Origin of the sequence: Actinosynnema sp. NPDC059797, assembly GCF_042732085.1 — a bacterium.
Lineage (GTDB): Bacteria > Actinomycetota > Actinomycetes > Mycobacteriales > Pseudonocardiaceae > Actinosynnema.
Window position 1 is genome coordinate 1 of sequence record NZ_JBHWIE010000026.1, and the last position, 20,713, is coordinate 20,713.

Below are 20,713 nucleotides of genomic sequence, written 5' to 3' on the forward strand. Positions count from 1 at the left end.
GGGCGGGGGGGGGGGGGGGGGGCCGGGGGGGCGTCGGCCCCGTACAGCGGGCGGGTCGTGTCCGCCCCACAGCCGCCCCCCCCCCTGGCGCGGGGGCCCTCCCCCCAGGCCCCCCCCCCCGCTTCCACGTTTCACCGGTTCGGGTTGCCCAGCCTGTGAGCCGCAGGAACCGGCGGGCTCGCGGCACCCTCGCGGCCGCGAACCACCCCGACCGGACTCCGGCGCGGTCCAACAAGACCCGGCCACGGCCCAACGCGAGACGGCCGCGCCCCGACGCGAGACAGCCGCGGCCCAACGCGGATCGGCGGGGTCCGACGCGGATCGGCAGCGGTCTCCGCGCTGTTTGGCCTGCTCCCGATGCCGCTTGGGGGTCTCAGCGCCGCCCGGCTCCACCTCGGCGTCGCCTAAGTGCACCTCAACGCCGCCTGGGTGCGCCTCCTTCAACGTCGCTCGACTGGCAGGTCACACAGGGCCAGCCTGTGTCTAGCGGGGTTCTGCTGCGGCCCGGTAGGGAGCTGACCTGTGCCTCGAGGGGGTTCGGCTGGCGCTTCACGGGGGCTCGGCCGGGGCCGGTGGGGTCTGACAGGGGGGCAGGGCTGGGCGCTGGGGCGAAACCCGGGCCTCGTCTTGGCTGGCTCTCGTCCTGGCTGGCCCAGCTTGGCTCGCTTCGGCTTGGCCGGGTGCCGGCCTGGTCAGACACCGGCCAGTCCTCCGGATCTCGCGTTGGCCCTGCTGGCCGCAGACGCGTGTGCGCACGGGTGTGCGGGTGCGCGGGAGTGGGTGCGGGCGTGCCGGGTGCATGCGGCGGGTGGGTGTTGGCCGTGTGGCTGGTGGGTCGGGGGTCGGCTGGCGGGGCTGCGGCTGTGGTTCGGCTCGGGTGGGCTGGGGGCCGGCGTGGGGTGGGGTCGCTGGAACGGGTGGGTTGGGCGGCTGCGGAGGGGTGGGTGCGGAGGGGGTGGTTGCTCGGGCGTCCATTTCATCAACCGATGGTCGTAACGGTGTTTTCGTACATGGGTGGGGTTGTGATCACCCGAACGTGTGGTGGGGGAGGCGGTGGGGACCGAGGGGGTGGGCGGGGGTTCAGGGCAGCAGGTGGAACTCGGTGCAGTGCCAGCGGTCGCCTTGGCGTTCCACCCTCGCCGCGAAGGCGCGGGTCCTCGTCGGCATGTGCAGGGTTCCCGCCAGTTCGGCCGCGTCCGAGGAGACCCGGCACAGGCGGTAGCGGCCCAGGCGGGTCCGGTTCCTCGTCACCGCTCCCGCCAGCGTCGACACCGCCGGTGGGGCGAAGGTCTTGGCCAGTTGGCTCGCGGGGCGGCGGCCGCACAGGGTTTCCAGGGCCGGGATCAGGAAGTGGCGGGCGTCCAAGGACGTCGGGTGAGGCGGGGGCGGTTGGGGCGGTGTTCCCCACGACGGGGGCAGCGTGCGCAGTTGAGGTGGCATGCTGAACCGAGTAGGGAAGCCCGCCGTACGTACCAAGATCACCTGATGGAGGCAACGGGTGCGCGGACTGGTGCTCGACTACGGCGGCGTCCTCACCGACCTCGGCGACGACCACACCGCCGCCGAACCGCCCCTCGTCACCGCCACCCGGCGGCTGCGGCGCCGCGGCGTGCGCACCGCCGTGCTCTCCAACGCCGACGGCCTGTGGCGCCCGCCCGCCGCCTGGTCGCCGCTGTTCGACGTCGTCGTCACGTCCGGTGACGTCGGCATCGCGAAGCCCGACCGGCGCGTCTACCTGCTGGTCGCCGAGCTGCTCGGGCTCGCCCCGGACGAGTGCGTCTTCGTCGACGACCTCGCGGTGAACGTCCGCGGCGCCGTCGCGACCGGGATGGTCGGGGTCCACCACCGGTCGGTCGACGCCACCCTGGAGGAGCTGGACGTCCTGCTACCCGGCTGACGCCGTCGCCCGCCTGGCCACCTCGAAGCACAGGACCGCCGCCGCGCTGGCGACGTTCAGCGACTCGACCCCCGCCGCCATGGGGATGGACAGCCAGCCGGTCACGTGCGGCCTCACCTCGGCCGACACGCCCGCCGTCTCGCTGCCGAGCACGAACGCCGCCCGCTCGGGCAGGTCGAACCCGTACACGGTCCGCGGCGCGCCGGCGTCGAGCGCGTACACCGGGTAGCCCTCCGCGCGCAGCGCCTCGACCGCCTCGCCGGCCGTCGCGCACTTGAGCACCGGGGCGCGAAACGCCACCCCCGCCGACGCCTTCACCACCAGCGGGTCGATCGACGCCACGCCCCGGCGCGGCACCACGATCCCCTCGATGCCCGCGGCGGTGGCGGTGCGCAGGATCATGCCCACGTTCGCGGGCGTGGTGATGCCGTCCAGGACCAGCACGTGCCGGGGCCGCGAGCGCAGCGCCGCGTCCAGCGGGCGCATCCGCGGCGCCACGACGTCGGCCAGCACGCCCTGGTCGTGCCGCCCGTTGCCCGCCAGCACCTTCACGCGCTGCGCCGTGGCCCGCTGCACCCGCACGCCCCGCCGGCCGGCCGCGTCCAGGATCTCCCTGGCCGCGGGGCCGCGCGCGGTGTCGGCCAGCACCACCTTGTCGACCTCCAGCCGCGGGTCGTCCAGCGCTTCGAGCACCGGCTTGCGGCCGTAGACGGTGACGAACTTGTCCTTGGGCGAAACATCCACGAGGAGCAGTGTCCTCCACCCGTTCGGGGCTTGTTTCTCCGCTGTCAATCATGATGATCGTCACATGACACCGCGCGACGAGGCGCACCGTCTGCTGGCCTCTGGCCAGGAGGCGGACGTCTACCTGCGTCCCGACGGCCTGCTGGTCAAGCGCAGCCGCGCGGGACGCGACCCCCGGCCCGAGGCCGAGCTGATGCGCTACCTGCGCCGGCACGGCATCCCGGTGCCCCGGGTCGCCGACGTCTCGGAGACGGACCTGGTCATGGAGTACGTGCCGGGGCCGCGCATGTCCGCGGAGGTCGACGCGAAGCCGTGGCGGGCGGGTGCGCTCGGGCGGGAGCTGGCCGGGCTGCACCGCAGGCTCGACGACCTGCCCGCACCGGGCTTCCTGCCCGGCGAGGGCGGCCTGCTGCACCTCGACCTGCACCCCGGCAACGTCGTGCTCGGCCCGGAGGGCCCGGTGGTGGTCGACTGGGCCAGCGCCCGCCGCGGCGACCGCCGGGTGGACGTGGCGCTGAGCTGGATGGCGATGGCCGTGGCGCCGCTGCGGCCGCTCAAGCGGCTCGCCCGGTCCCGGCTGCTCCGGGGTTTCCTGGCCGGCGTCGACGGCGGGGTGCGCGCGGCCATGCCCGCCGCCGCGGCGATCAGGCTGGCCCGGCACCACCGCGACGAGGCCGAGGTCAGCGCCGTGCGGCGGCTCGTGGCGGACTGCAGCGACTAGCCTGGTCGGCATGCCCGACCGCCTCTCCGCGCTGGACGCCTCGTTCCTGTACCTGGAGGACGCCACGACGCCGATGCACGTCGGCGGGGTGGCGGTGTTCCGCAGGCCGCGCTCGGGCTTCGACTACGACCGGCTGGTCGCGCTGATCGAGGAGCGGCTGTCGCTGGCGCCCCGGTACCGGCAGAAGGTCGTGCCCGTGCCGGGGCGGCTCGCGCGGCCCGTGTGGGTCGACGACCAGGACTTCGACGTCACCTACCACGTGCGGCGGTCCGCGCTGCCGAAACCGGGCAGCGACCGGCAGCTCCACGACCTGGTCGCGCGGCTGATGTCCCGCCCGCTGGACCACGCGCGGCCGCTGTGGGAGGTCTACCTGGTCGAGGGGCTGGCCCGGAACCGGATCGCGGTGGTCACCAAGACCCACCAGGCGGTGGTCAGCGGGCTGGGCGCGCCGGAGATCGGGCAGGTCATCCTGGACGTGTCCGCCACGCCGCGCCCGCCGGTCGAGTCGCTGTGGATGCCCGCGCCCGAGCCGAGCGGGTTGCAGCTGGTGGCGGACGCGGTGGCGGAGGCCGTGCAGCGGCCCGGCGAGGTCGTGGAGAACGCCCGCTCGGCGACCATGGACACGGTGGCCGCGGTGCGCAAGGTCGCCGGGTTGTTCGGCGGCCTGGCGTCGGCGCTGCGCACGGCCGCGACGCCCGCGCCCGGCAGCCCCCTGAACGTGCGGATCTCGCCGCAGCGGAGGTTCGCGGTGGCGCGGGCGCGGCTGGACGACCTGCGCGCCGTCCGCCGGGTGCACGGCGGCACCGTCAACGACGCCGTGCTGGCCGTGCTGTCGGGGGCGCTGCGTACGTGGCTGCTGTCGCGCGGCGAGATCGTGACGGCCGGGACGACCATGCGGGCCATGGCGCCCATGTCGGTGCGCGACGACGAGGCGGGCGTGGCCGCGTACTTCGTGGACCTGCCGGTCGGCGAGCCGAACCCGGTGGTGCGGCTGCACCACGTGTCGCACGCGATGCGCGCGCACCAGGAGTCCGGGCAGTCGGTCGCGGCGCAGACGCTGGTCCGGTTCTCCGGCTTCGCGCCGCCCACCCTGCACGCCCTGGGCGCGCGGGCGGCGTCGTCGTTCTCGCGGCGGCTGTTCAACGTGGTGGTGACCAACGTGCCCGGCCCGCAGGTGCCGCTGTACGCGGCGGGCGCGAAGATGATCGAGATGTTCCCCGTGGTGCCGCTGGCCAAGAACCAGGCGCTGTCGATCGGGGTGACGTCGTACGACGGCGGCGTGTACTTCGGCTTGAACGCCGACCGCGACGCCATGTCCGACGTGGACGTGCTCGCGGCGATGGTGGAGGAGTCGGTGGAGGAGCTGATGGGAACGGTGTCCGCATGAGGGTGTACCTCCCGGCGACCGTCGCGATGTTGCGCGACCTGGTGGAGCAGGGGCAGTTCGTCCCGGTGGGCGGGACGGGGTTCGCGTTGACGCCCGCGCTGCGCGAGTCCTACGCGGCTGGCGACACCGAGGAGCTGGAGTACGCGGCGATGCTCGACGCGGCGCGGGCGTCGCTGCGGCTGATCGCCGGCGACGAGAAGGCCGTGCCGCGGCGGGCCGTGGTGTCGGTGGACGTGGAGGGCGCGAAGCTGCGGCCCGACCTGGACTTCTCGGTGGTGAAGCTGTCGGGGCCGGTGCCGGTGGACCAGGTGGCCGCCGTGCACCTGGACACGGGGGAGGCGGAGGACGACGTGCGCGCGGCGGCCGAGGTGATCGACGCGGCCGACCTGGGCGACCCGGACGCGGAGTTCGCGCTGGGCGGGGCGGAGGACCACGAGCTGGCCTGGTACGCGCCGCAGGAGCTGCCGTTCGTGCTGGAGCTGATGTAGGGCGGCGCGGGCCCGACCGGCGAGGCCGTTGGTCCTCGCCGGTCTCACATCCCGGGCGCCGGCTCCCACAGCTCGACCCGGTTGCCCTCCGGGTCGACGCACCAGCCGAACCGACCGAACTCCGAGTCCTCGGTCTGCGGCAGCACCTCGACGCCGTGCGCGCGCAACCGCTCCAGCAGCACCGCCAGGTCGTCCACCCGGAAGTTGATCATCACCCGCTGCCCCGGCTCCCCGAAGTAGTCGGTGTCCTGCGCGAACAGCGCGAGCGTCGTGGTCTCCGCCCCGTCCCAGTGGAACGTCACCGCGCCGCCGTCGCTCATCGGGACGCCCAGGGCCCTGCGGTACCACTCGGCCAGCCGCGCCGGGTCGCGGGCGCGCAGGAACACCCCGCCGATGCCGGTCACCTTCGCCACGACCGCGCACCGTACTACCGCCGACCCCGCTCACACGCACGGGTGAACGACCGGCCGCGCTCCTCCGGCTTAGTCGTACTCCTCCAGCTTCCCGCGCGACTCCAGGAGCCTGCGCAGCGACGCCAGCCTGCCCGGCGACGCCTCACCGGTCACCACCAGCGTGTCCAGCATGCAGTCCGGGTCCTCCGGCGCGCCCAGGTGCCCGCAGCCGGACGGGCACTCCTCGGCCATCGCCTTCATGTCCGGGAACGCCCCCACGATGTCGTCGGGCGTGATGTGCGCCAGCCCGAACGACCGGATGCCCGGCGTGTCCACGGCCCACCCGCCGCCGGGCAGCGGCAGCGCCACCGCCTGCGTCGACGTGTGCCTGCCCTTGCCGACGCCGCTCACCACGCCCACCGCCCGGTTGGCGTCCGGCACCAGCTTGTTGACCAGCGTCGACTTGCCCACCCCGGAATGCCCGATCAGCGCCGACACCCGGTCGGCCAGGCGCTCCCGCAGCGGCGCCGGGTCCTGGTCGGACCGCGTCACCACCACCGGCAGGTCGAGTTCCGCGTACGCCGCGAGCAGCTCGTCCGGCGGCGCCAGGTCGCTCTTGGTCAGGCACAGCAGCGGCTGGAGCCCGCCCGCGTACGCGGCGACCAGGCAGCGGTCGATGAACCCCCGCCGCGGCTGCGGCTCGGCCAGCGCCGACACGATCACCAGCAGCTCGGCGTTGGCCACGACGACCCGCTCGAACGGGTCCGTGTCGTCCGCGGTGCGGCGCAGCACGCTGCGGCGCTCGTCGACGCGCACGATCCGGGCCAGCGTGTCCGGCTGCCCCGTGGTGTCGCCGACCAGGCCGACCTGGTCGCCCACCACCACCGGGGTGCGGCCCAGCTCCCGCGCCCGCATCGCGGTGACCAGCCGCGCCGGGTCGTCCCCGATCGCGCAGGTCCACCGCCCCCGGTCCACGCCGACGACCATGGCGGGCACCGCGTCCGCGTGCTCGGGCCTGCGCTTGGTGCGCGGCCGGGTGCCCTTGCCCGGCCGCACCCGGACGTCCGACTCGTCCAGCCGCCGCCAGTCGCCGCGCGCCACGTCAGCGCGCTCCCAGCAGGGCCGACCACATCCCCGGGAAATCGGGGATCGTCTTCGTCGTCGAACCGATGTCGTCCACCGCCACGCCCTCGACCACCAACCCGATGATCGCGCCCGCCGTGGCCATCCGGTGGTCGGCGTAGGCGCGCCACGGCCCGCCGCGCAGCGGCCGAGGCGTGATCACCAGGCCGTCCTCGGTCTCCTCCACCTCGCCGCCCAACCGGTTGATCTCGGCGGCCAGCGCGGCGATCCGGTCGGTCTCGTGGCCGCGGATGTGCGCCACGCCGCTGATCCGCGTCGGACCGTCGGCCAGCGCGGCGAGCGCCGCCACGGTCGGCGTCAGCTCGCTCTCGTCGCGCAGGTCCACGTCGACGCCGGTCAGCCGGTCGGGACCGGTCAGGGTCAGGCCCCCGGCGGTCAGCTCCACGCGGCACCCCATGCGCTCGAACAGCTCCCGCACGGCGCCGCCGGGCTGCGTGGTGCGCTCCGGCCAGCCCGGCACCGTCACCGAACCGCCGGTCACGGCCGCCGCCGCCAGGAACGGCGTCGCGTTGGACAGGTCCGGCTCCACGTGCCGGTCGCGGCCCGCGATCGGGCCCGGCGCCACCCGCCACACGTCCCGCGTCGAGTCGTCCACCTCCACGCCCGCCTCGCGCAGCATCGACACCGTCATCTCGATGTGCGGCAGCGACGGCACCGGCCTGCCCGAGTGCCGCACCACCACCCCGCGGTCGTAGCGGGCGCCGGACAGCAGCAGGCCCGACACGAACTGGGACGACGCGGACGCGTCGATGGTGACCTCGCCGCCCGGCACCGCGCCCGCGCCGCGCAGGGTGAACGGCAGCGCGCCGCCCTCGACGTCCGCGCCCAGCGCGCGCAGCGCGTCCAGGATCGTCGTCATCGGGCGCACCCGCGCGTGCTCGTCCCCGTCGAACGCGACCTCGCCGACGGCCAGCGCCGCCGCCGGCGGCAGGAACCGCATCACCGTGCCCGCCAGCCCGCAGTCCACCCGCGCCGGCCCGCGCAGCGGACGCGGCGTGACCAGCCACGACCCGTCCGGCCCGTCGTCGACCCCGATCCCCAGCGACCGCAGCGCGGCGGCCATCAGCAACGTGTCGCGGCTGCGCAGCGGCGCGCCCACCGTCGACGGCCGGTCGGCCAGCGCGGCCAGCACCAGCGCGCGGTTGGTGATCGACTTCGAACCGGGAACGGGTACCGTCGCGTGCACGGGGCCGTCGGCGGTGGGCGCGAACCACTGCTCAGTCATGCGTCGATGATCCCGCATGGCCTCCCGGACGGCTCGCACCGGGCCTTCCGACGTGCGACGATGACCGTCGGGACTGATCGTTGTGGGGTGATGGGTCGTGTGCGGCAGGTACGCCTCCACCAAGAACCCGGCGCTGCTGGCCGCCGAGTTCGACGCGGTGGACGGGACCGAGGGCGACGCCCCCGGCCCCGACTACAACGTCGCGCCCACCAAGCGCGTGCTCGCCGTGGTCGAGCGCCACCCGCGCGACGACGAGGGCACCCCCGACCCGGACAGCCTGGAGCGCAGCGTCCGCGTCATGCGCTGGGGCCTGGTCCCGCACTGGGCCAAGGACACCTCCGGCGCCGCCAAGATGATCAACGCCCGGTCCGAGAGCGTGCTCGAGAAACCCGCCTACCGCGACTCGGCGGCCAAGCGCCGCTGCATCATCCCCGCCGCCGGCTGGTACGAGTGGCAGCCCGGCGAGGGCCGCAAGCAGCCGTACTTCATCAACCCCGGCGACGACTCCAGCCTCGCCATGGCCGGTATCTGGTCCGTGTGGTGGCAGCAGGAGGGCGACGAGCGCAAACCCGTCATCACCTGCGCGGTCCTCACCACCGACGCCATCGGCGAGATGGCCGCCGTGCACCACCGCATGCCGCTGGTGCTGCCGAAGGACCGCTGGCAGGCGTGGCTCGACCCCGACCTCACCGACCCGAAGGACCTGCTCGCGCCCGACCGCGACCTGGTCGACGCGCTGGAGCTGCGCCCCGTGTCCATGCGGGTCAACAGCATCAAGAACAACGACCCGTCGCTGATGGACGCGGTCGCCCTGGGGGAGTCCGAGAAACCGGAGCCCACCTTGTTCGAGCTGCCATGACCTCCCGGGTGGTCGACACCCCCCACGGCCCGGCGCGGGTCGAACTGCACTGCGCGCCCGAAGGCCGGGCGGCGCTGCTGCTCGGGCACGGCGCGGGCGGCGGGATCGACGCGCCCGACCTCGTGGCCGCCGCCCGCGCCGCGGTCGACGTCGGCGTGCACGTCGCGCTGGTCGAACAGCCCTACCGGGTGGCCGGCAGACGCGCGCCCGCACCCGCCAAGCAGCTCGACGCGGCGTGGCACGCCGTGGTCGAGGACCTGTCCACCGGCTGGTTCGACGACCTGCCCCTCGTGTTCGGCGGTCGCTCGTCCGGCGCGCGGGTCGCCTGCCGCACGTCCGCCGAGGGCCAGGCGGTCGCGGTGCTGTGCCTGGCGTTCCCCGTGCACCCGCCCGGCAAGCCCGAGAAGAGCCGGCTGCCCGAGCTGGACGCCGTCGAGGTCGCCACGCTCGTGGTGCAGGGCGAGAAGGACCCGTTCGGCCGCCCGGCCGCCGCGCACCACCGCGAACTCGTGCTGCTGCCCGGCGACCACAACCTCAAGGCCGACCTGGAGGGCGTGCACCGCGTGGTGGGGGAGTGGCTCGACCGCGTGCTCAGGCCGCTGGACTGAGGTTGCCGGGCTGGGGTTGTCGGGCTGGGGTTGTCGGGCTGGGGTTGTCGGGCTGGGGTTGTCGGGCTGGGGTTGCCGGACCTGGCCCGCCGGGCTGGGGCTGCCGGGTCAGCCGGCGATCGGCGCCACCACGGCCTGGGTCAACCGCACCAGGTCCGCGGGCGCCAGCTCAACCTCCAGCCCACGCCGCCCCGCCGAGCAGTAGACCGTCTCGAACGCCTCGGCCGAGGCGTCCACCACCACCGGCAACCGCTTCTTCTGCCCCAGCGGCGAGATGCCGCCCGCCACGTACCCGGTCGCGCGCTCCGCCGCCGCCACGTCCGCCATCTTCGCCTTCTTGCCCTTCAACGCCGCCGCCAGCGCCTTCAGGTCGAGCTGCCCGGTGACCGGCACCACCCCCACCGCGAGCCTGCCGTCCACCTCCGCCACCAACGTCTTGAACACACGTTCAGGTGAGATCCCGAGCGCCTCCGCGGCCTCCAGCCCGTAGGACTCGTGCCGCGGGTCGTGCTCGTAGGCGTGCAGCTCGTGGGCCACCTTCTGCTTGTCCAGCAACGCGGTGGCGGGCGTACCACGTCCGGCCATGATCGCGCACCTTAATGGAGGGAATGCCCGCCGCGGCGGGCGCGTTCTTGGGGACGTGGTTACCGAGGTGAAGGACCAGCAGGTCGCGCAGTCCGCCAACGGGCGGACGACCATCGGGCGGACGGCCAAGGCACGCCCGCCACGTGGCTCGGCTCACTGCCGTCCCACCGCCCGCCACGTATCCTCGAAGGCGTCTCAGACGACGTCCACCGCGCTGACCGGCAGGTGGGAAGGGAGCGCGGTGCCAGCCACGCGAACGCAGGTCACGCCTAGCGACGAGACCTCGGCCGAGCGCGCAGCCAGGTTCGAGCGCGACGCCATGCCGCTGCTGGACCAGCTGTACTCGGCGGCCCTGCGGATGACCCGCAACCCGGCCGACGCCGAGGACCTGGTGCAGGAGACCTTCCTCAAGGCGTACGCGGCGTTCCAGTCGTTCGCCGAGGGCACCAACCTCAAGGCCTGGCTGTACCGGATCCTGACGAACACCTACATCAACGGCTACCGCAAGAAGCAGCGCCAGCCGCTCCAGCAGCCGACCGACGAGATCACCGACTGGCAGCTCGCCCAGGCGGAGAGCCACACGTCGACGGGCCTGCGGTCGGCGGAGGTGGACGCGCTCGACCGGCTGCCGGACTCGGACGTCAAGGACGCCCTCCAGAGACTGCCCGAGGAGTTCCGGATCGCCGTCTACCTGGCGGACGTCGAGGGCTTCGCGTACAAGGAGATCGCAGACATCATGGGCACCCCGATCGGCACCGTGATGTCCCGGTTGCACCGGGGCCGCAGGCAGCTTCGCGAGCAGCTCGCCGACGTCGCACGCGAGCGCGGCTTCCTCCGCGACGGCCACCGGGAGGTGGCGGGGCGATGAGCTGCGGCGAACCCCACCAGACGGACTGCTCCGAGGTCCTGTCCGAGGTCTGGCTCTTCCTCGACCACGAGTGCGACCAGAAGCGCAAGGAACTCCTCCAGACCCACCTGGACGAGTGCCACCCGTGCCTGGAGCAGTACGGCATCGAGGAGCAGCTGAAGGCGCTGCTGGCCCGCAAGTGCGGCGGCGAGCACGCGCCCGAGGAGCTGAAGCGCCGCCTGCGCGCGCACCTGTTCCGGACGACCGGCGAGGGCACGGTCGAGGTGGAGGTCGAGATCACGACGACCACCACCACCACATCCCCCTCGGCGCCCGCCTCAGCGCCTTCCTCCACGTCTTCGCCGACCTCGACGACCTCCACGTCCTCCTCGGACTGAAGCGAACCACCACGAGCGGCGCCGGACCCCTTCGGGCTCCGGCGCCGCTCGTCGCGCAAGTGGCCCGAACCCCTCCGGCACGCCCGGCCCGCCACCGCTACCACCGCCCGCGAGGTGACCGGTGCGCTCCCCGCTCATCTCACCGGCTTCCCGCTCCCGGGACCTGCCGGCACTGTCGTCCACCGACGCCGTGACCCCCGACGACGCCGCCCACCGGACCGGAGCGGCACGGCCGTGCCAAGCCTGCGCGGCCGCGGCCCCGGCCGCCCCGAACCGGGGCCGGTGAACTGCGGATCGCCCCCGCCGCGCGCCGCGCCGAGGCGCTGGCCCTCCTCGCCGCCGAACCACCGGACGTCCGCGCCGCAGACCCCGGCGGCCAAGGCACACCCATGCCCGGACCCCCACCTCGCGCCTTGTTCCCTCGGCGGTGAGGGGGTCGGCAGTGGTGGAGCCGGCGGTGGCGGGGCCAGCGGCGGCGGGGTCAGCGGTGGCGGGACTGGCGAGGCTGGCGGTGGCGAGGCTGGCGGTGGCGAGGCCGGCGGTGGTCGGGCCGGCGGTGGTCGGGCAAGGCTGCTGCTGTAAGTGGGGCTGCGGTGCGGGTGAGGCTGCGGTGCACCGGCTGGGCCGTGGGCGGCTTGGGTGGGTCGGTCGGCCTAGGTGGGTCGGTCGGCCTGGGTGGGGGTGTGGCTGTCGTGGGTCGTGGGGGTGGTTGCTCGGGGCCTCGTTTCATTCTCAACCGATGGGCGTAACGGCGTTTCCGTACATGGTCCGGGCCTGGTTCACCCGGTTGTGTGACCAGCAGACCCGAGGCGCTCCAAGATCAAGCGATCCGGTGCCGATCGTGCCGCTCCAACCGCCCGCCCGCACGCCGAAACGACGCCGGAACGACCCCTAACCCGCCCCTACCGACCCTCCCGCCCACCGCCCGACCCCCAGAAAACCGAAGGCCCCGGGAGCCGCAGCTCCCGGGGCCTTCGCACACCACACCGCCGAACGACGGGTCAGGCGTTGGGGCGCTTCCCGTGGTTGGCGCCGCCCTTCTTGCGGTCGCGGCGCTTGCGGGCACGCTTCGACATGGGGTTCTCCTAGTGCTCGAACTACCTCTCATCAGTGTGTCACGACCCCTGATCCGCACATCACCGGCCCTGAACCGTGGTTGGATTGGACCCGAGCGAAGGAGGGCCATGGCCGAGGAGATTCGCGCCGAGATCGTCGCCAACGTGGCGCAGATCGCCGTCAAGGAGGGCGACCAGGTCGACCACCAGACCACGGTCGTGGTGCTCGAGAGCATGAAGATGGAGATCCCGGTCCTCCCGGAGGGCTCCGGCAGGATCACCCGCATCGCGGTCGCGCCCGGCGACGTGGTGCAGGAGGGCGACCTGATCGCGGTGGTGGAGTAGCTGTCCACGCTCACCGACCTCCTCGCCGAGCACACCAAGCTCTCCGGCGCCGCCGTCGACCACCTCCAGCTGGTCGTCGCCGAGTGGCAGCTGCTCTCGGACCTGAGCTTCGCCGACTTCCTCATGTGGGTGCCGCTGGACGACCGCGAGTTCCTGTGCGTCGCCCAGGCCCGGCCGACGACGGCGCCGACCGCCCACCCGGAGGACGTCGTGGGCAGCACGGCCGACGTCGAGGAGCACCCGCAGTTGCGGCGCGCCATCACCGAGCAGCGGATCTGCCGCGAGGAGGACCCGCGCTGGCACCTGGGTGTCCCGGTGCGCCGCGAGGCCATCCCGGTCAAGCGGAACGACGAGGTCATCGCGGTGCTCAGCCGCAACACCAACCTGGCCGTGCCGCGCGTGCCCAGCCCGCTGGAGATCTCCTACCTGGGCAGCGCCGCCGACCTGTGCCAGATGATCTCCGACGGCACGTTCCCGACCACCGAGCCGTCGCCGGACGTGCACACGAGCCCGCGCGTGGGTGACGGCCTGATCAGGCTCGACGCGTCGGGCGCGGTGGTGTTCGCGAGCCCCAACGCGCTGAGCGCCTACCACCGCATGGGCCACGCGTCCGACCTGGTGGGCGTGCACCTGGCGCCGCTGACGCGGTCGCTGATCGGCGACCCGTTCGACGCCACGGAGGTCGCCCAGCGCATCCGGGCGGCGTTGGACGGCCAGCCGTCGATGCGCATCGAGGCCGAGTCGCGCCGGGGCGCCGCCGTGCTGTTCCGGGCGCTGCCGCTGCGGCCTCGCGGCAGCGCGGCGGGCGCGCTGGTGCTGTGCCGGGACGTCACCGAGGTCCGCCGCCGCGACCGGGCCCTGATGTCCAAGGACGCGACGATCCGCGAGATCCACCACCGGGTGAAGAACAACCTCCAGACGGTGGCCGCGCTGCTGCGCCTGCAGAGCCGCCGGACCAGCAGCGAGGAGGCCCGCGAGGCGCTGGCCGAGTCGGTGCGCCGCGTCACCTCGATCGCCCTGGTGCACGAGACGCTGTCGATGTCCGTGGACGAGCGGGTGGACCTGGACGAGGTGGTGGACAAGGTCATCCCGATGATGTCCGACGTCGCGGCCACCGAGTCGCAGGTGGTGGTGCGGCGGGACGGCCCGTTCGGCATCGTGCCCGCCGAGCTGGCCACGCCGCTGGTGATGGTGCTGACCGAGCTGGTGCAGAACGCGTTCGAGCACGCCTACGCGGCGGGCCAGCGCGGCGAGGTCGTGGTGCACGCCGAGCGCTCGGCGAAGTGGCTCGACGTGGTGATCTCCGACGACGGCAAGGGCCTGCCGCAGGGCTTCTCGCTGGAGCGCACCGACCGCCTCGGCCTGCAGATCGTCCGGACCCTCGTGGAGTCGGAACTCAGGGGCTCGTTGAGCTTGCGACGCCGGCCCAAAGGCGGTACAGAGGCGGTCCTGCGCGTGCCCCTCAGAGCACGGCGTTAGACTGCTCCCCGTGCACACGTGGCAACCTGCCTCAGCGGGGTCACGTGGTCATGCGGGAGGGTGTGCAACACAAACGAAGGGCCCGACACCTGGCACGGTGTCGGGCCCTTCGCTGGTTCGTGGCTCAGGCGTTGCTGCGAGCCCGGGTGCGAGCGTTGCGGCGCTTGAGGGCGCGGCGCTCGTCTTCGCTCATCCCGCCCCACACGCCGGCGTCCTGGCCGCTCTCCAGCGCCCACGAGAGGCAGTCGGAGACGACGGGGCAACGGCGGCAGACGGTCTTCGCCTCGGCGATCTGCAGGAGCGCAGGACCGCTGTTCCCCACGGGGAAGAACAGCTCGGGGTCCTCGTCGCGGCAGATCGCGCGGTGGCGCCAGTCCATTGGAACTACTCCTCAGCTAGGCGCGCGAGGGCGCGCCGGTCGTCAGCGGTCGGTTTTTGGGGTGCTTGTGAATGCTTTCACGAACGCCACGGATGTCAAGGGTTTAGCACTAACCCGGTGAGTGAACTCACCCGAAAGATCGACTGAGTTCACCTGTGGTTTCACGGAGCGGCATCCCTACCAGGTGAAACATCGCAGATGGGTAGCGCGATGGTCACACCACGGTCACACGAACGTGGTCACACCGCCACCGTCAGCGCGCCTGGCACGCCCGTGAACTCCACCTCGGTGCACGTGCCGAGCAGGTCCCCGTCCACCTGGAGGTTGACGGGCTCCCGGGTCGTCACCCGGACGTACTCGACGTCGTCGCGCCGGAGCAGGTTCGCGCCCTTCGGGTTCCCATCGGTGGCCAAAAGATGCGCGACGTAGCGAAGAACTGTCGGCAAACCCATGCCGTGCAGCGCGAACAGGCCCAGGCCGCCGTCGAAAGAGGTGCTCGGGTTGAGCCGGATCGCCTTGTCGCCGAGGTAGGTCCACGGGTCGGTGTTCGACACGAACGCGAGGCGCACGTCCTCGAACGGCGGTTCGCCCGGGATTTGCACGGTCAGGCTGGCGGGGTGCCTGCGCTGGGTGAAGTAGCTGGCGAGCGCGGTGCGCGCGTACAGGCCCGGCGACGCCTGGAGGCCCTTGGCCCGCTGGTGCTCGACGCCGGCGACCACGTCGGCGTCCCAGCCGACGCCCGCGTTGAAGGTGAACCAGCGGTCGTGCTGGAGGGGGCCGCCCGCGGAGGCGACCTTGCCGAGGCTGACCCGGCGGCTGGTGCCGTGCTCGACGGCCTGGAGCAGGCGGTAGGTCGCCTCGACCGGGTCGCGGGGCAGGCCGAGGGCGCCCGCGAAGACGTTGGCCGAGCCGCCCGGGACCACCCCGAGCAGCGGCAGCCCCGGTCGCGCGCCGCCGCGCAGCACGCCGTTGACGACCTCGTTCACCGTGCCGTCGCCGCCGTGCGCGACCACCAGGTCGTACCCGTCCACGACGGCGCCCGCGGCGGCGTCCGCCGCGTGCCCGCGGTAGTCCGTCTCGACGACGTCGAGCTTCACCTCGCTGGCCAGTGCGTGCGCGAGCACGTCCCGGCCACCGGGCGTTGTCGCCGTCGCCTGCGGGTTGACCACCAGAAGTGCGCGCACTACTGCAGGGTAGGACAGCGCGTGACCTGAGGCAGATTGCGCTGCACCCGGTAGGAGGAATCAGAGCGCCCTGAAGTGGCCCACATCTCCTTTCCCGCATCGCCGTGCGGAGCCTCGTGACCCGTGTCCGCGACAAGTGCACCCCGGCCCGACCGCCGGCTCGCCGAAGACTTCCCTTGATCTTCGCCCCTGGCGCGGCCGAAGGGGACTCGCCAACCGGGTGGCCTACGATGCGTGACGAGTACTCACGGTAAGGAAAGGCCCAGCGTGTCGAACCGGAATGGGGTGCCGGCGGCGGTCCGGGTGGCGGGCGGGCTGACGGCGGTGGAGGGGCTGGCCGGGCTGGCGTTCGCGGTCGCCCTGGTCGTGCGGTCGTTCGAGGTGGACGACGCGGGCTCGCTGCTCGGCGAGGCGGCGTACTTCGTCGTGCTGGGCGGCGGGGTGCTCGCGGCCGCGATCGGGTTGCTGCTGGGCAGGCACTGGGGCCGGACGCCGGCGGTCGTGCTCCAGCTCCTGCTGCTGGGCGTGGCCTGGTACACCTACGGGCCGTCCGGGCAGCAGCTGTGGGGCGCGCTGGCGGGCCTCTACGCCGGGGTCACGCTGTTCCTCCTGTTCACCAACCCCGTGCGCCGGTGGGCGCTGGGCGTGGACGAACAGGACGATTAGGTCGTTCGGTCTCCGACCATCGGCTGGACGCCCGCCGACGAACGGCGGGTGTTCCCGTTCACCTCGACGGGTGACGCTGTGGGTGGTGAATTCACCACTCCCTGCGTTCGTTGAGGTGACGAATCCATGCGACTCAATCGCGCCCTGTCCGCGGTGGTCGGAGCCACTGCCGCGCTGCTGTCCGCGTTGGCCCTGACGGCGGCCGCGCCGGCGGCCTCCGCCCAGGAGGCGGACGGCGTCCAGCCGTACATCATCGGAGGCGGCACGGCGAGCAACGCGCCCTGGGCGGCCCGCCTGTTCCGCAACGGCCAGCAGAACTGCTCGGCCACCATCATCGCCCCGACCTGGATCCTCACCGCGCAGCACTGCGTGGCGTCCTCGGGCACCTACACGTTCCGGGTCGGCAGCCTCGACCAGACCACCGGCGGCACGCTGGTCACCGCCACGCGGATCATCCAGCACCCCTCGGTGGACCTGGCCCTGGCGCAGATCGACCGCTCCGTGTCGACCACCTACGCCCCGCTGGGCACCACCACCGCCGTGGCGGTCAACCAGACCGTGCAGCTCTACGGCTGGGGCGCCACCTGCACCAACCAGCCGGAGATCAACTGCCAGTCGCGCTACCTCAAGTACGCCGACACCCGGGTCACCTCGGTCAACGGCCGCGACTACCGCGGCGGCATCGCCATCTCGGTGACCCGCGTCAACGGCATCGCGGCCGGCGGTGACTCGGGCGGCCCGATGTTCGCCACCAGCCCGGTCGACGGCCGCCGCTACCAGGTCGGCGTCGCCTCCACCTCCGACCGCTCGACGCGGTCGAATTACACCGCCGTCACCCGCTACCGCGACTGGATCCGCTCCTACGCCGGCGTCTGACCGAAGGCTCCCGACCGGGGGGCAGGACTTCCTCCCCTGCGCCGCCCCCCGGTCGGGGCACCAGAGTCGGGGCACCACGGTCGGGCTCCGCGGTCGGGGCAGCCACGGCGACCGGCCCGACCTGCCACCAGTTGTAATCACCCTGCGTGTTCACGTTTGGCGGATGGACACGAACGGAGTAGCCAGATACGGTTCTGCAGGCGTTCACGCCGCTCCGGGTGCCGTGCAGGGTGAGGTGCGCAGTGCAGAACTCCCCGAGATGGGTGTCGACGAACGGTGACGTCGAGCGCCCCAACGTGGCCCGGTTGTTCGACTACTACCTGGGCGGGGCGCACAACTTCGCGGTCGACCGCGAGTACGCCGAGCGGGCCATGCCGAAGATCCCGACCGCGGAGATCGTCCAGCACACCCGCGCGTTCCTGCGCCGGGCGGTGCGCGTGTGCGTGGCCGCCGGCATCCGCCAGTTCCTGGACCTGGGCTCCGGCATCCCGACCGCGGGCAACGTGCACGAGGCGGCCCAGCAGGTCGACCCGACGTGCCGCGTGGTGTACGTGGACAACGACCCCACGACCGTCGCCCACAGCCGCTCCATGCTGCGCGACAGCCCGAGCGTGGCGATCGCGGAGGCCGACATCCGGGACGTGGGCGCGGTGCTGTCCTCGCCGGAGGTCCGCGGCCTGCTCGACCTGACCCGGCCGGTGGCCGTGCTGATGGTCGCGATCCTGCCCTACGTCGGCGACGAGGACGGGCCCGTCGAGCTGGTCGCCCGCTACCGGGACGCGGTCGTGGACGGCAGCTACCTGGTGATGAGCCACCTGACCGCCGACGAGCAGCCGGAGATGGTGGAGGAGTTGGTCGGCGTGACCGCGGACACCCTCACGCCGATCGTGGCGCGGTCCAAGGCGGAGCTGGAGCCGCTGTTCGCGGGCTTCGAGCTGCTGGAGCCGGGGCTGGTGCTGGCCGCCCGGTGGCGCGGCGAGGGGGAGCCGGAGAGCGGCGCGGAGGCGGTCGCCTACGGCGCGGTCGGGGTGAAGCGCTCGCGGTGAGCTCGCCGGGCCCGGTCGGGACCGCTTGAGCCGGCGCGGCCCGCGTGAGGGCCGCTTGAGCCGGCACCGCTTGAACCGGCACCGCCCAGGTCAGGTCTGCTCGGGCCAGGTCTGCTCGGGTCAGGACCGCCCGGGTGGGCGACCTTCGGCGAGCCGCCGCGTCTGCTCCTTCAGGACCTCGACGGTCCGGGCGACCCAGTCCCCGATGACCCGCTGCTCCTCGGGCGTGTAGCGGGCGGAGAGCTCCGCCATCGCGGCGGCCAGGCCCGCGAAGACCTGCCCGAACGCGCCGGGCACCGCCGTGATCACCACGCGCCTGCGGTCCTCGGGGTCGGGCTCGCGCCGGACCAGGCCCGCGCGTTCCAGCCGGTCGGCCACGCCGGTCACCGCGCCCGGCGTCAGGTTGATCTCCTTGGCCAGGGCGCCCGCGGTCAGCGGGCCCTTGCCGGCGATGAGCGCCAGCGCCCGCTGGTCGACCGCGGTCACGCCCAGCCGCGCGCCCACGGCCTCGTGGAAGGCGACCACAGCGGTGCTCAGCTCGCGTCCGTAGTCCCGGCCGTCCATGCCCGGCACTTTACCGCTCCTAATATTTCAGTACACTGAACTAAAATATTCGATCGCTGAGGGGGTTGGGGGATGTCGGAGTTGCGGCTGGCGCTGGAGGTGCCGAGGTGGGCCGGGCGGTTCTACCTGCGGCACTGGCCGGTGGTCGTCGGCCTGTCGCTGGTCGGTTCCGTCCAGCGACTGGTGGCGGTGAACCGGGGGCTGCCCGGCTTCGCGGGGTTCGCCTCGGAGGTGCTGGTGGTGGCGGCGCGGGTCGCCCTGGTGGTCGCGGTGTGGCGGCTGGCGTCGCGCGGGGAGGGGTGGAGGTGGGCGAATGTCCGCACGTTCGTGTCACGCCACTGGCGTGCCCTGCTGTGGCAGGGCACGCTGTTGACAGCGGCGTTCCTGGTGTTCGACGTGGGTCTGGAGTCGGCCGGCTCCTCGCCGACCTACCTGGCAGTGCTGCTGTTCGTGAAGAACCCGACCGTCATCGCGTTCACGGTGGTGTGGTGGGTCGGGATCATCAGGCAGGCCGCGCTCAGCCGTCCCGTCCCAGTCGCGTGAGGGCGTCGTCGGTGAGGCGGAAGACGGTCCACTCGTCCATGGGGAGGGCGCCGAGCGACTTGTAGAAACCGATCGAGGGGGTGTTCCAGTCGAGCACCGACCACTCCAACCGGGCGTAGCCCTGCCGCACGCACTCCTCCGCGAGGGCCTGCAACAGCGCCCGGCCCAGGCCGCCGCCCCGGTGGGCGGGCTGGACGTAGAGGTCTTCGAGGTAGATGCCGTGCGTGCCGCGCCAGGTGGAGAAGTTGAGGAACCACAGGGCGATCCCGACGACCCGACCGTCCACTTCGGCCACGTGGCCGAACAGGGCGGGGTTGGGGCGGAACAGGACGTCGTGCAGTTGCCCGGCGGTCAGCAGGCACTCGTGCCGCAGGCGCTCGTACTCGGCCAGCTCCTCGACCAGCCCGACGACCGCGGGCACGTCCTCCGGGCGCACGCGCCGGACGCGCGGGTCAGTCAACGTCGACCTCCCACGCGGGCACGTTCAGCCGCCGCACCTGGGGGTCGCCGCGCTCGTCGCCGAGCACGGTGGTGCCCGCCGGGTCGAGGCCGAAGTGCACGCCCTGGTCCGGCGGCAGGTTCAGCCAGGCAGCGATGAGCACGCGGCTGAAGTGCCCGTGGCCGACGAGCACGACGTCGCCGCCCGGCAGGGCCTTGCGGACGCGGTCGAGGACGGCGGTGGCGCGCGCGTGGACCTGCTCGGCGGTCTCGCCGTTGGGCGACGGGTGGGTCCACACGGTCCAGCCGGGCACGGTCTCGCGGATCTGCGGGGTGGTGAGGCCCTCGTGGTCGCCGTAGTCCCACTCGCCCAGGTCCTCGGTGCGCTCCACCTCGTGGAGGCCCGCCAGCTCGGCGGTGCGCCAGGCGCGTTGGCGCGGGCTGGCGAGCACCAGGGCCGGCGGCCGGTCGGTGCCGCGCAACCGGGCGAGGACGGCCCCGGCGCGGCGGGCCTGCTGCACGCCCACCTCCGTGAGCGGGATGTCGGTGCGGCCGGTGTGGCGACCGGACTCCGACCACTCGGTCTGGCCGTGCCGGAGGAGGTAGACGTGTGACGTCACGTCGCCGATCTTAGGGGCGGGGGTGGCCGTCGGCCCGGTGATTGGTGTCCCCGGTTACGCCGCGACCTTCATCACTACGGGACCGCACCCGCGTCCACGCGCGCCCGACCGGCGACCGGGTGGCAGGGGCGGTGGCGAGGCCGGGTGATCGGACGTCCGGGGCGGTGGCGAGGGCCGGGTGACCGCATGGCAGCCCGGCGGACGGTCCACTGTGGACCACTTCG

26 protein-coding genes are annotated in these 20,713 nt (G+C 73.2%); 14 read left to right on the top strand and 12 right to left on the bottom strand.

Annotation, left to right across the window (positions count from 1 at the left end; genetic code table 11):
* Window positions 1-1,080: 1,080 nt before the first annotated feature.
* Window positions 1,081-1,365 (bottom strand): Rv3235 family protein, encoded by a 285-nt coding sequence (locus ACFV4N_RS10465; protein WP_499672213.1) that lies wholly within the window; start codon window positions 1,363-1,365, stop codon window positions 1,081-1,083.
* 133 nt (window positions 1,366-1,498) lie between these two features.
* Between ACFV4N_RS10465 and ACFV4N_RS10470 the strand changes: the two genes are divergently transcribed.
* Entirely contained in the window at window positions 1,499-1,897 is a 399-nt protein-coding gene (locus ACFV4N_RS10470; protein ID WP_499672214.1) for an HAD-IA family hydrolase, read from the top strand.
* Here ACFV4N_RS10470 and ACFV4N_RS10475 read toward each other — a convergent pair.
* Window positions 1,886-2,641: a TrmH family RNA methyltransferase gene (locus ACFV4N_RS10475; protein WP_499672215.1), complete on the bottom strand. Its 756-nt coding sequence runs from the start codon at window positions 2,639-2,641 to the stop codon at window positions 1,886-1,888. The two genes, ACFV4N_RS10470 and ACFV4N_RS10475, sit on opposite strands and share 12 nt — an antisense overlap.
* A 64-nt stretch (window positions 2,642-2,705) precedes the next feature.
* Between ACFV4N_RS10475 and ACFV4N_RS10480 the strand changes: the two genes are divergently transcribed.
* The 3 genes from ACFV4N_RS10480 to ACFV4N_RS10490 are packed head-to-tail and all read left to right on the top strand — an operon-like array spanning window position 2,706 to window position 5,237.
* Window positions 2,706-3,362, top strand: coding sequence for a phosphotransferase (locus tag ACFV4N_RS10480; protein WP_499672216.1), 657 nt, complete (start codon window positions 2,706-2,708; stop codon window positions 3,360-3,362).
* 10 nt (window positions 3,363-3,372) lie between these two features.
* Window positions 3,373-4,749: a WS/DGAT/MGAT family O-acyltransferase gene (locus ACFV4N_RS10485; RefSeq protein ID WP_499672217.1), complete on the top strand. Its 1,377-nt coding sequence runs from the start codon at window positions 3,373-3,375 to the stop codon at window positions 4,747-4,749.
* Entirely contained in the window at window positions 4,746-5,237 is a 492-nt protein-coding gene (locus ACFV4N_RS10490; protein ID WP_499672218.1) for a DUF6912 family protein, read from the top strand. Before ACFV4N_RS10485 ends, ACFV4N_RS10490 begins: the two co-directional genes overlap by 4 nt.
* Before the next feature lie 44 nt (window positions 5,238-5,281).
* On the opposite strand, the gene ACFV4N_RS10495 is transcribed toward ACFV4N_RS10490, so the two are convergent.
* The 3 genes from ACFV4N_RS10495 to aroA all read right to left on the bottom strand — a co-directional run bounded on the left by ACFV4N_RS10495 (window position 5,282) and on the right by aroA (window position 7,997).
* Window positions 5,282-5,650 (bottom strand): VOC family protein, encoded by a 369-nt coding sequence (locus tag ACFV4N_RS10495; RefSeq protein WP_499672219.1) that lies wholly within the window; start codon window positions 5,648-5,650, stop codon window positions 5,282-5,284.
* Window positions 5,651-5,719: 69 nt separating this feature from the next.
* Window positions 5,720-6,730: a ribosome small subunit-dependent GTPase A gene (gene rsgA, locus ACFV4N_RS10500; RefSeq protein ID WP_499672220.1), complete on the bottom strand. Its 1,011-nt coding sequence runs from the start codon at window positions 6,728-6,730 to the stop codon at window positions 5,720-5,722.
* 1 nt (window position 6,731) lies between these two features.
* Window positions 6,732-7,997: a 3-phosphoshikimate 1-carboxyvinyltransferase gene (gene aroA, locus ACFV4N_RS10505; RefSeq protein ID WP_499672221.1), complete on the bottom strand. Its 1,266-nt coding sequence runs from the start codon at window positions 7,995-7,997 to the stop codon at window positions 6,732-6,734.
* Between the two features lie 97 nt (window positions 7,998-8,094).
* On the opposite strand from aroA, the gene ACFV4N_RS10510 reads away from it, so the two are divergent.
* Window positions 8,095-8,856, top strand: a complete 762-nt coding sequence (locus ACFV4N_RS10510; protein ID WP_499672222.1) for an SOS response-associated peptidase — start codon at window positions 8,095-8,097, stop codon at window positions 8,854-8,856.
* Window positions 8,853-9,464: an alpha/beta hydrolase family protein gene (locus tag ACFV4N_RS10515; RefSeq protein WP_499672223.1), complete on the top strand. Its 612-nt coding sequence runs from the start codon at window positions 8,853-8,855 to the stop codon at window positions 9,462-9,464. The genes ACFV4N_RS10510 and ACFV4N_RS10515 overlap by 4 nt, the downstream gene beginning before the upstream one ends.
* 108 nt (window positions 9,465-9,572) lie before the next feature.
* On the opposite strand, the gene ybaK is transcribed toward ACFV4N_RS10515, so the two are convergent.
* Window positions 9,573-10,049 (bottom strand): Cys-tRNA(Pro) deacylase, encoded by a 477-nt coding sequence (ybaK, locus tag ACFV4N_RS10520; protein ID WP_499672224.1) that lies wholly within the window; start codon window positions 10,047-10,049, stop codon window positions 9,573-9,575.
* Window positions 10,050-10,290: 241 nt separating this feature from the next.
* On the opposite strand from ybaK, the gene ACFV4N_RS10525 reads away from it, so the two are divergent.
* Together ACFV4N_RS10525 and rsrA are read left to right on the top strand one after the other, a co-directional pair.
* Entirely contained in the window at window positions 10,291-10,917 is a 627-nt protein-coding gene (locus tag ACFV4N_RS10525; protein WP_499672225.1) for a sigma-70 family RNA polymerase sigma factor, read from the top strand.
* Window positions 10,914-11,294, top strand: a complete 381-nt coding sequence (rsrA, locus tag ACFV4N_RS10530; RefSeq protein WP_499672226.1) for a mycothiol system anti-sigma-R factor — start codon at window positions 10,914-10,916, stop codon at window positions 11,292-11,294. The genes ACFV4N_RS10525 and rsrA overlap by 4 nt, the downstream gene beginning before the upstream one ends.
* Before the next feature lie 1,001 nt (window positions 11,295-12,295).
* On the opposite strand, the gene ACFV4N_RS10535 is transcribed toward rsrA, so the two are convergent.
* Window positions 12,296-12,370, bottom strand: coding sequence for a 50S ribosomal protein bL37 (locus ACFV4N_RS10535; protein ID WP_096498094.1), 75 nt, complete (start codon window positions 12,368-12,370; stop codon window positions 12,296-12,298).
* Between the two features lie 108 nt (window positions 12,371-12,478).
* Between ACFV4N_RS10535 and ACFV4N_RS10540 the strand changes: the two genes are divergently transcribed.
* Both ACFV4N_RS10540 and ACFV4N_RS10545 read left to right on the top strand, forming a co-directional pair.
* Window positions 12,479-12,694 (top strand): biotin/lipoyl-binding carrier protein, encoded by a 216-nt coding sequence (locus ACFV4N_RS10540; RefSeq protein ID WP_499672227.1) that lies wholly within the window; start codon window positions 12,479-12,481, stop codon window positions 12,692-12,694.
* On the top strand, window positions 12,695-14,173 hold the full coding sequence (locus tag ACFV4N_RS10545; protein WP_499672269.1) for a sensor histidine kinase: 1,479 nt from the start codon (window positions 12,695-12,697) through the stop codon (window positions 14,171-14,173).
* 124 nt (window positions 14,174-14,297) lie between these two features.
* Here the strand turns inward: ACFV4N_RS10545 and ACFV4N_RS10550 are convergent, their stop codons facing one another.
* Window positions 14,298-14,552 carry a WhiB family transcriptional regulator gene (locus tag ACFV4N_RS10550; protein ID WP_053719541.1) on the bottom strand — a complete coding sequence of 85 codons (255 nt, stop codon included), beginning with the start codon at window positions 14,550-14,552 and terminating at the stop codon, window positions 14,298-14,300.
* A gap of 239 nt (window positions 14,553-14,791) precedes the next feature.
* Window positions 14,792-15,736, bottom strand: coding sequence for a diacylglycerol/lipid kinase family protein (locus ACFV4N_RS10555; RefSeq protein ID WP_499672228.1), 945 nt, complete (start codon window positions 15,734-15,736; stop codon window positions 14,792-14,794).
* A 267-nt stretch (window positions 15,737-16,003) separates the two neighbouring features.
* Between ACFV4N_RS10555 and ACFV4N_RS10560 the strand changes: the two genes are divergently transcribed.
* The 3 genes from ACFV4N_RS10560 to ACFV4N_RS10570 all read left to right on the top strand — a co-directional run bounded on the left by ACFV4N_RS10560 (window position 16,004) and on the right by ACFV4N_RS10570 (window position 18,324).
* Window positions 16,004-16,402 carry a hypothetical protein gene (locus tag ACFV4N_RS10560; protein WP_499672229.1) on the top strand — a complete coding sequence of 133 codons (399 nt, stop codon included), beginning with the start codon at window positions 16,004-16,006 and terminating at the stop codon, window positions 16,400-16,402.
* Between the two features lie 126 nt (window positions 16,403-16,528).
* Window positions 16,529-17,278, top strand: a complete 750-nt coding sequence (locus ACFV4N_RS10565) for a S1 family peptidase (RefSeq protein WP_499672230.1) — start codon at window positions 16,529-16,531, stop codon at window positions 17,276-17,278.
* A 263-nt stretch (window positions 17,279-17,541) separates the two neighbouring features.
* The gene (locus ACFV4N_RS10570) at window positions 17,542-18,324 is read left to right on the top strand and encodes an SAM-dependent methyltransferase (protein ID WP_499672231.1); all 783 of its coding nucleotides are present in this window, start codon (window positions 17,542-17,544) and stop codon (window positions 18,322-18,324) included.
* A 120-nt stretch (window positions 18,325-18,444) separates the two neighbouring features.
* On the opposite strand, the gene ACFV4N_RS10575 is transcribed toward ACFV4N_RS10570, so the two are convergent.
* Window positions 18,445-18,888 carry a MarR family transcriptional regulator gene (locus ACFV4N_RS10575; RefSeq protein WP_499672232.1) on the bottom strand — a complete coding sequence of 148 codons (444 nt, stop codon included), beginning with the start codon at window positions 18,886-18,888 and terminating at the stop codon, window positions 18,445-18,447.
* A 72-nt stretch (window positions 18,889-18,960) separates the two neighbouring features.
* Here ACFV4N_RS10575 and ACFV4N_RS10580 point away from each other — a divergent pair, with 72 nt between their 5' ends.
* A complete protein-coding gene (locus ACFV4N_RS10580; protein WP_499672233.1) occupies window positions 18,961-19,431 on the top strand; it encodes a hypothetical protein in 471 nt (156 codons plus the stop codon).
* Here ACFV4N_RS10580 and ACFV4N_RS10585 read toward each other — a convergent pair.
* Together ACFV4N_RS10585 and ACFV4N_RS10590 are read right to left on the bottom strand one after the other, a co-directional pair.
* A complete protein-coding gene (locus ACFV4N_RS10585; RefSeq protein ID WP_499672234.1) occupies window positions 19,406-19,891 on the bottom strand; it encodes a GNAT family N-acetyltransferase in 486 nt (161 codons plus the stop codon). The genes ACFV4N_RS10580 and ACFV4N_RS10585 overlap by 26 nt on opposite strands.
* Window positions 19,884-20,489 (bottom strand): histidine phosphatase family protein, encoded by a 606-nt coding sequence (locus ACFV4N_RS10590; RefSeq protein ID WP_499672235.1) that lies wholly within the window; start codon window positions 20,487-20,489, stop codon window positions 19,884-19,886. The genes ACFV4N_RS10585 and ACFV4N_RS10590 overlap by 8 nt, the downstream gene beginning before the upstream one ends.
* Window positions 20,490-20,713: the final 224 nt, after the last annotated feature.

Coding starts and splice junctions, on each gene's coding strand:
- ACFV4N_RS10480 (WP_499672216.1), top strand. CDS start 2,706: ATGACACCGCGCGACGAGGCGCACCGTCTGCTGGCCTCTGGCCAGGAG.
- ACFV4N_RS10485 (WP_499672217.1), top strand. CDS start 3,373: ATGCCCGACCGCCTCTCCGCGCTGGACGCCTCGTTCCTGTACCTGGAG.
- ACFV4N_RS10490 (WP_499672218.1), top strand. CDS start 4,746: ATGAGGGTGTACCTCCCGGCGACCGTCGCGATGTTGCGCGACCTGGTG.
- aroA (WP_499672221.1), bottom strand. CDS start 7,997: ATGACTGAGCAGTGGTTCGCGCCCACCGCCGACGGCCCCGTGCACGCG.
- ACFV4N_RS10515 (WP_499672223.1), top strand. CDS start 8,853: ATGACCTCCCGGGTGGTCGACACCCCCCACGGCCCGGCGCGGGTCGAA.
- ybaK (WP_499672224.1), bottom strand. CDS start 10,049: ATGGCCGGACGTGGTACGCCCGCCACCGCGTTGCTGGACAAGCAGAAG.
- rsrA (WP_499672226.1), top strand. CDS start 10,914: ATGAGCTGCGGCGAACCCCACCAGACGGACTGCTCCGAGGTCCTGTCC.
- ACFV4N_RS10540 (WP_499672227.1), top strand. CDS start 12,479: ATGGCCGAGGAGATTCGCGCCGAGATCGTCGCCAACGTGGCGCAGATC.
- ACFV4N_RS10550 (WP_053719541.1), bottom strand. CDS start 14,552: ATGGACTGGCGCCACCGCGCGATCTGCCGCGACGAGGACCCCGAGCTG.
- ACFV4N_RS10565 (WP_499672230.1), top strand. CDS start 16,529: ATGCGACTCAATCGCGCCCTGTCCGCGGTGGTCGGAGCCACTGCCGCG.
- ACFV4N_RS10575 (WP_499672232.1), bottom strand. CDS start 18,888: ATGGACGGCCGGGACTACGGACGCGAGCTGAGCACCGCTGTGGTCGCC.
- ACFV4N_RS10580 (WP_499672233.1), top strand. CDS start 18,961: ATGTCGGAGTTGCGGCTGGCGCTGGAGGTGCCGAGGTGGGCCGGGCGG.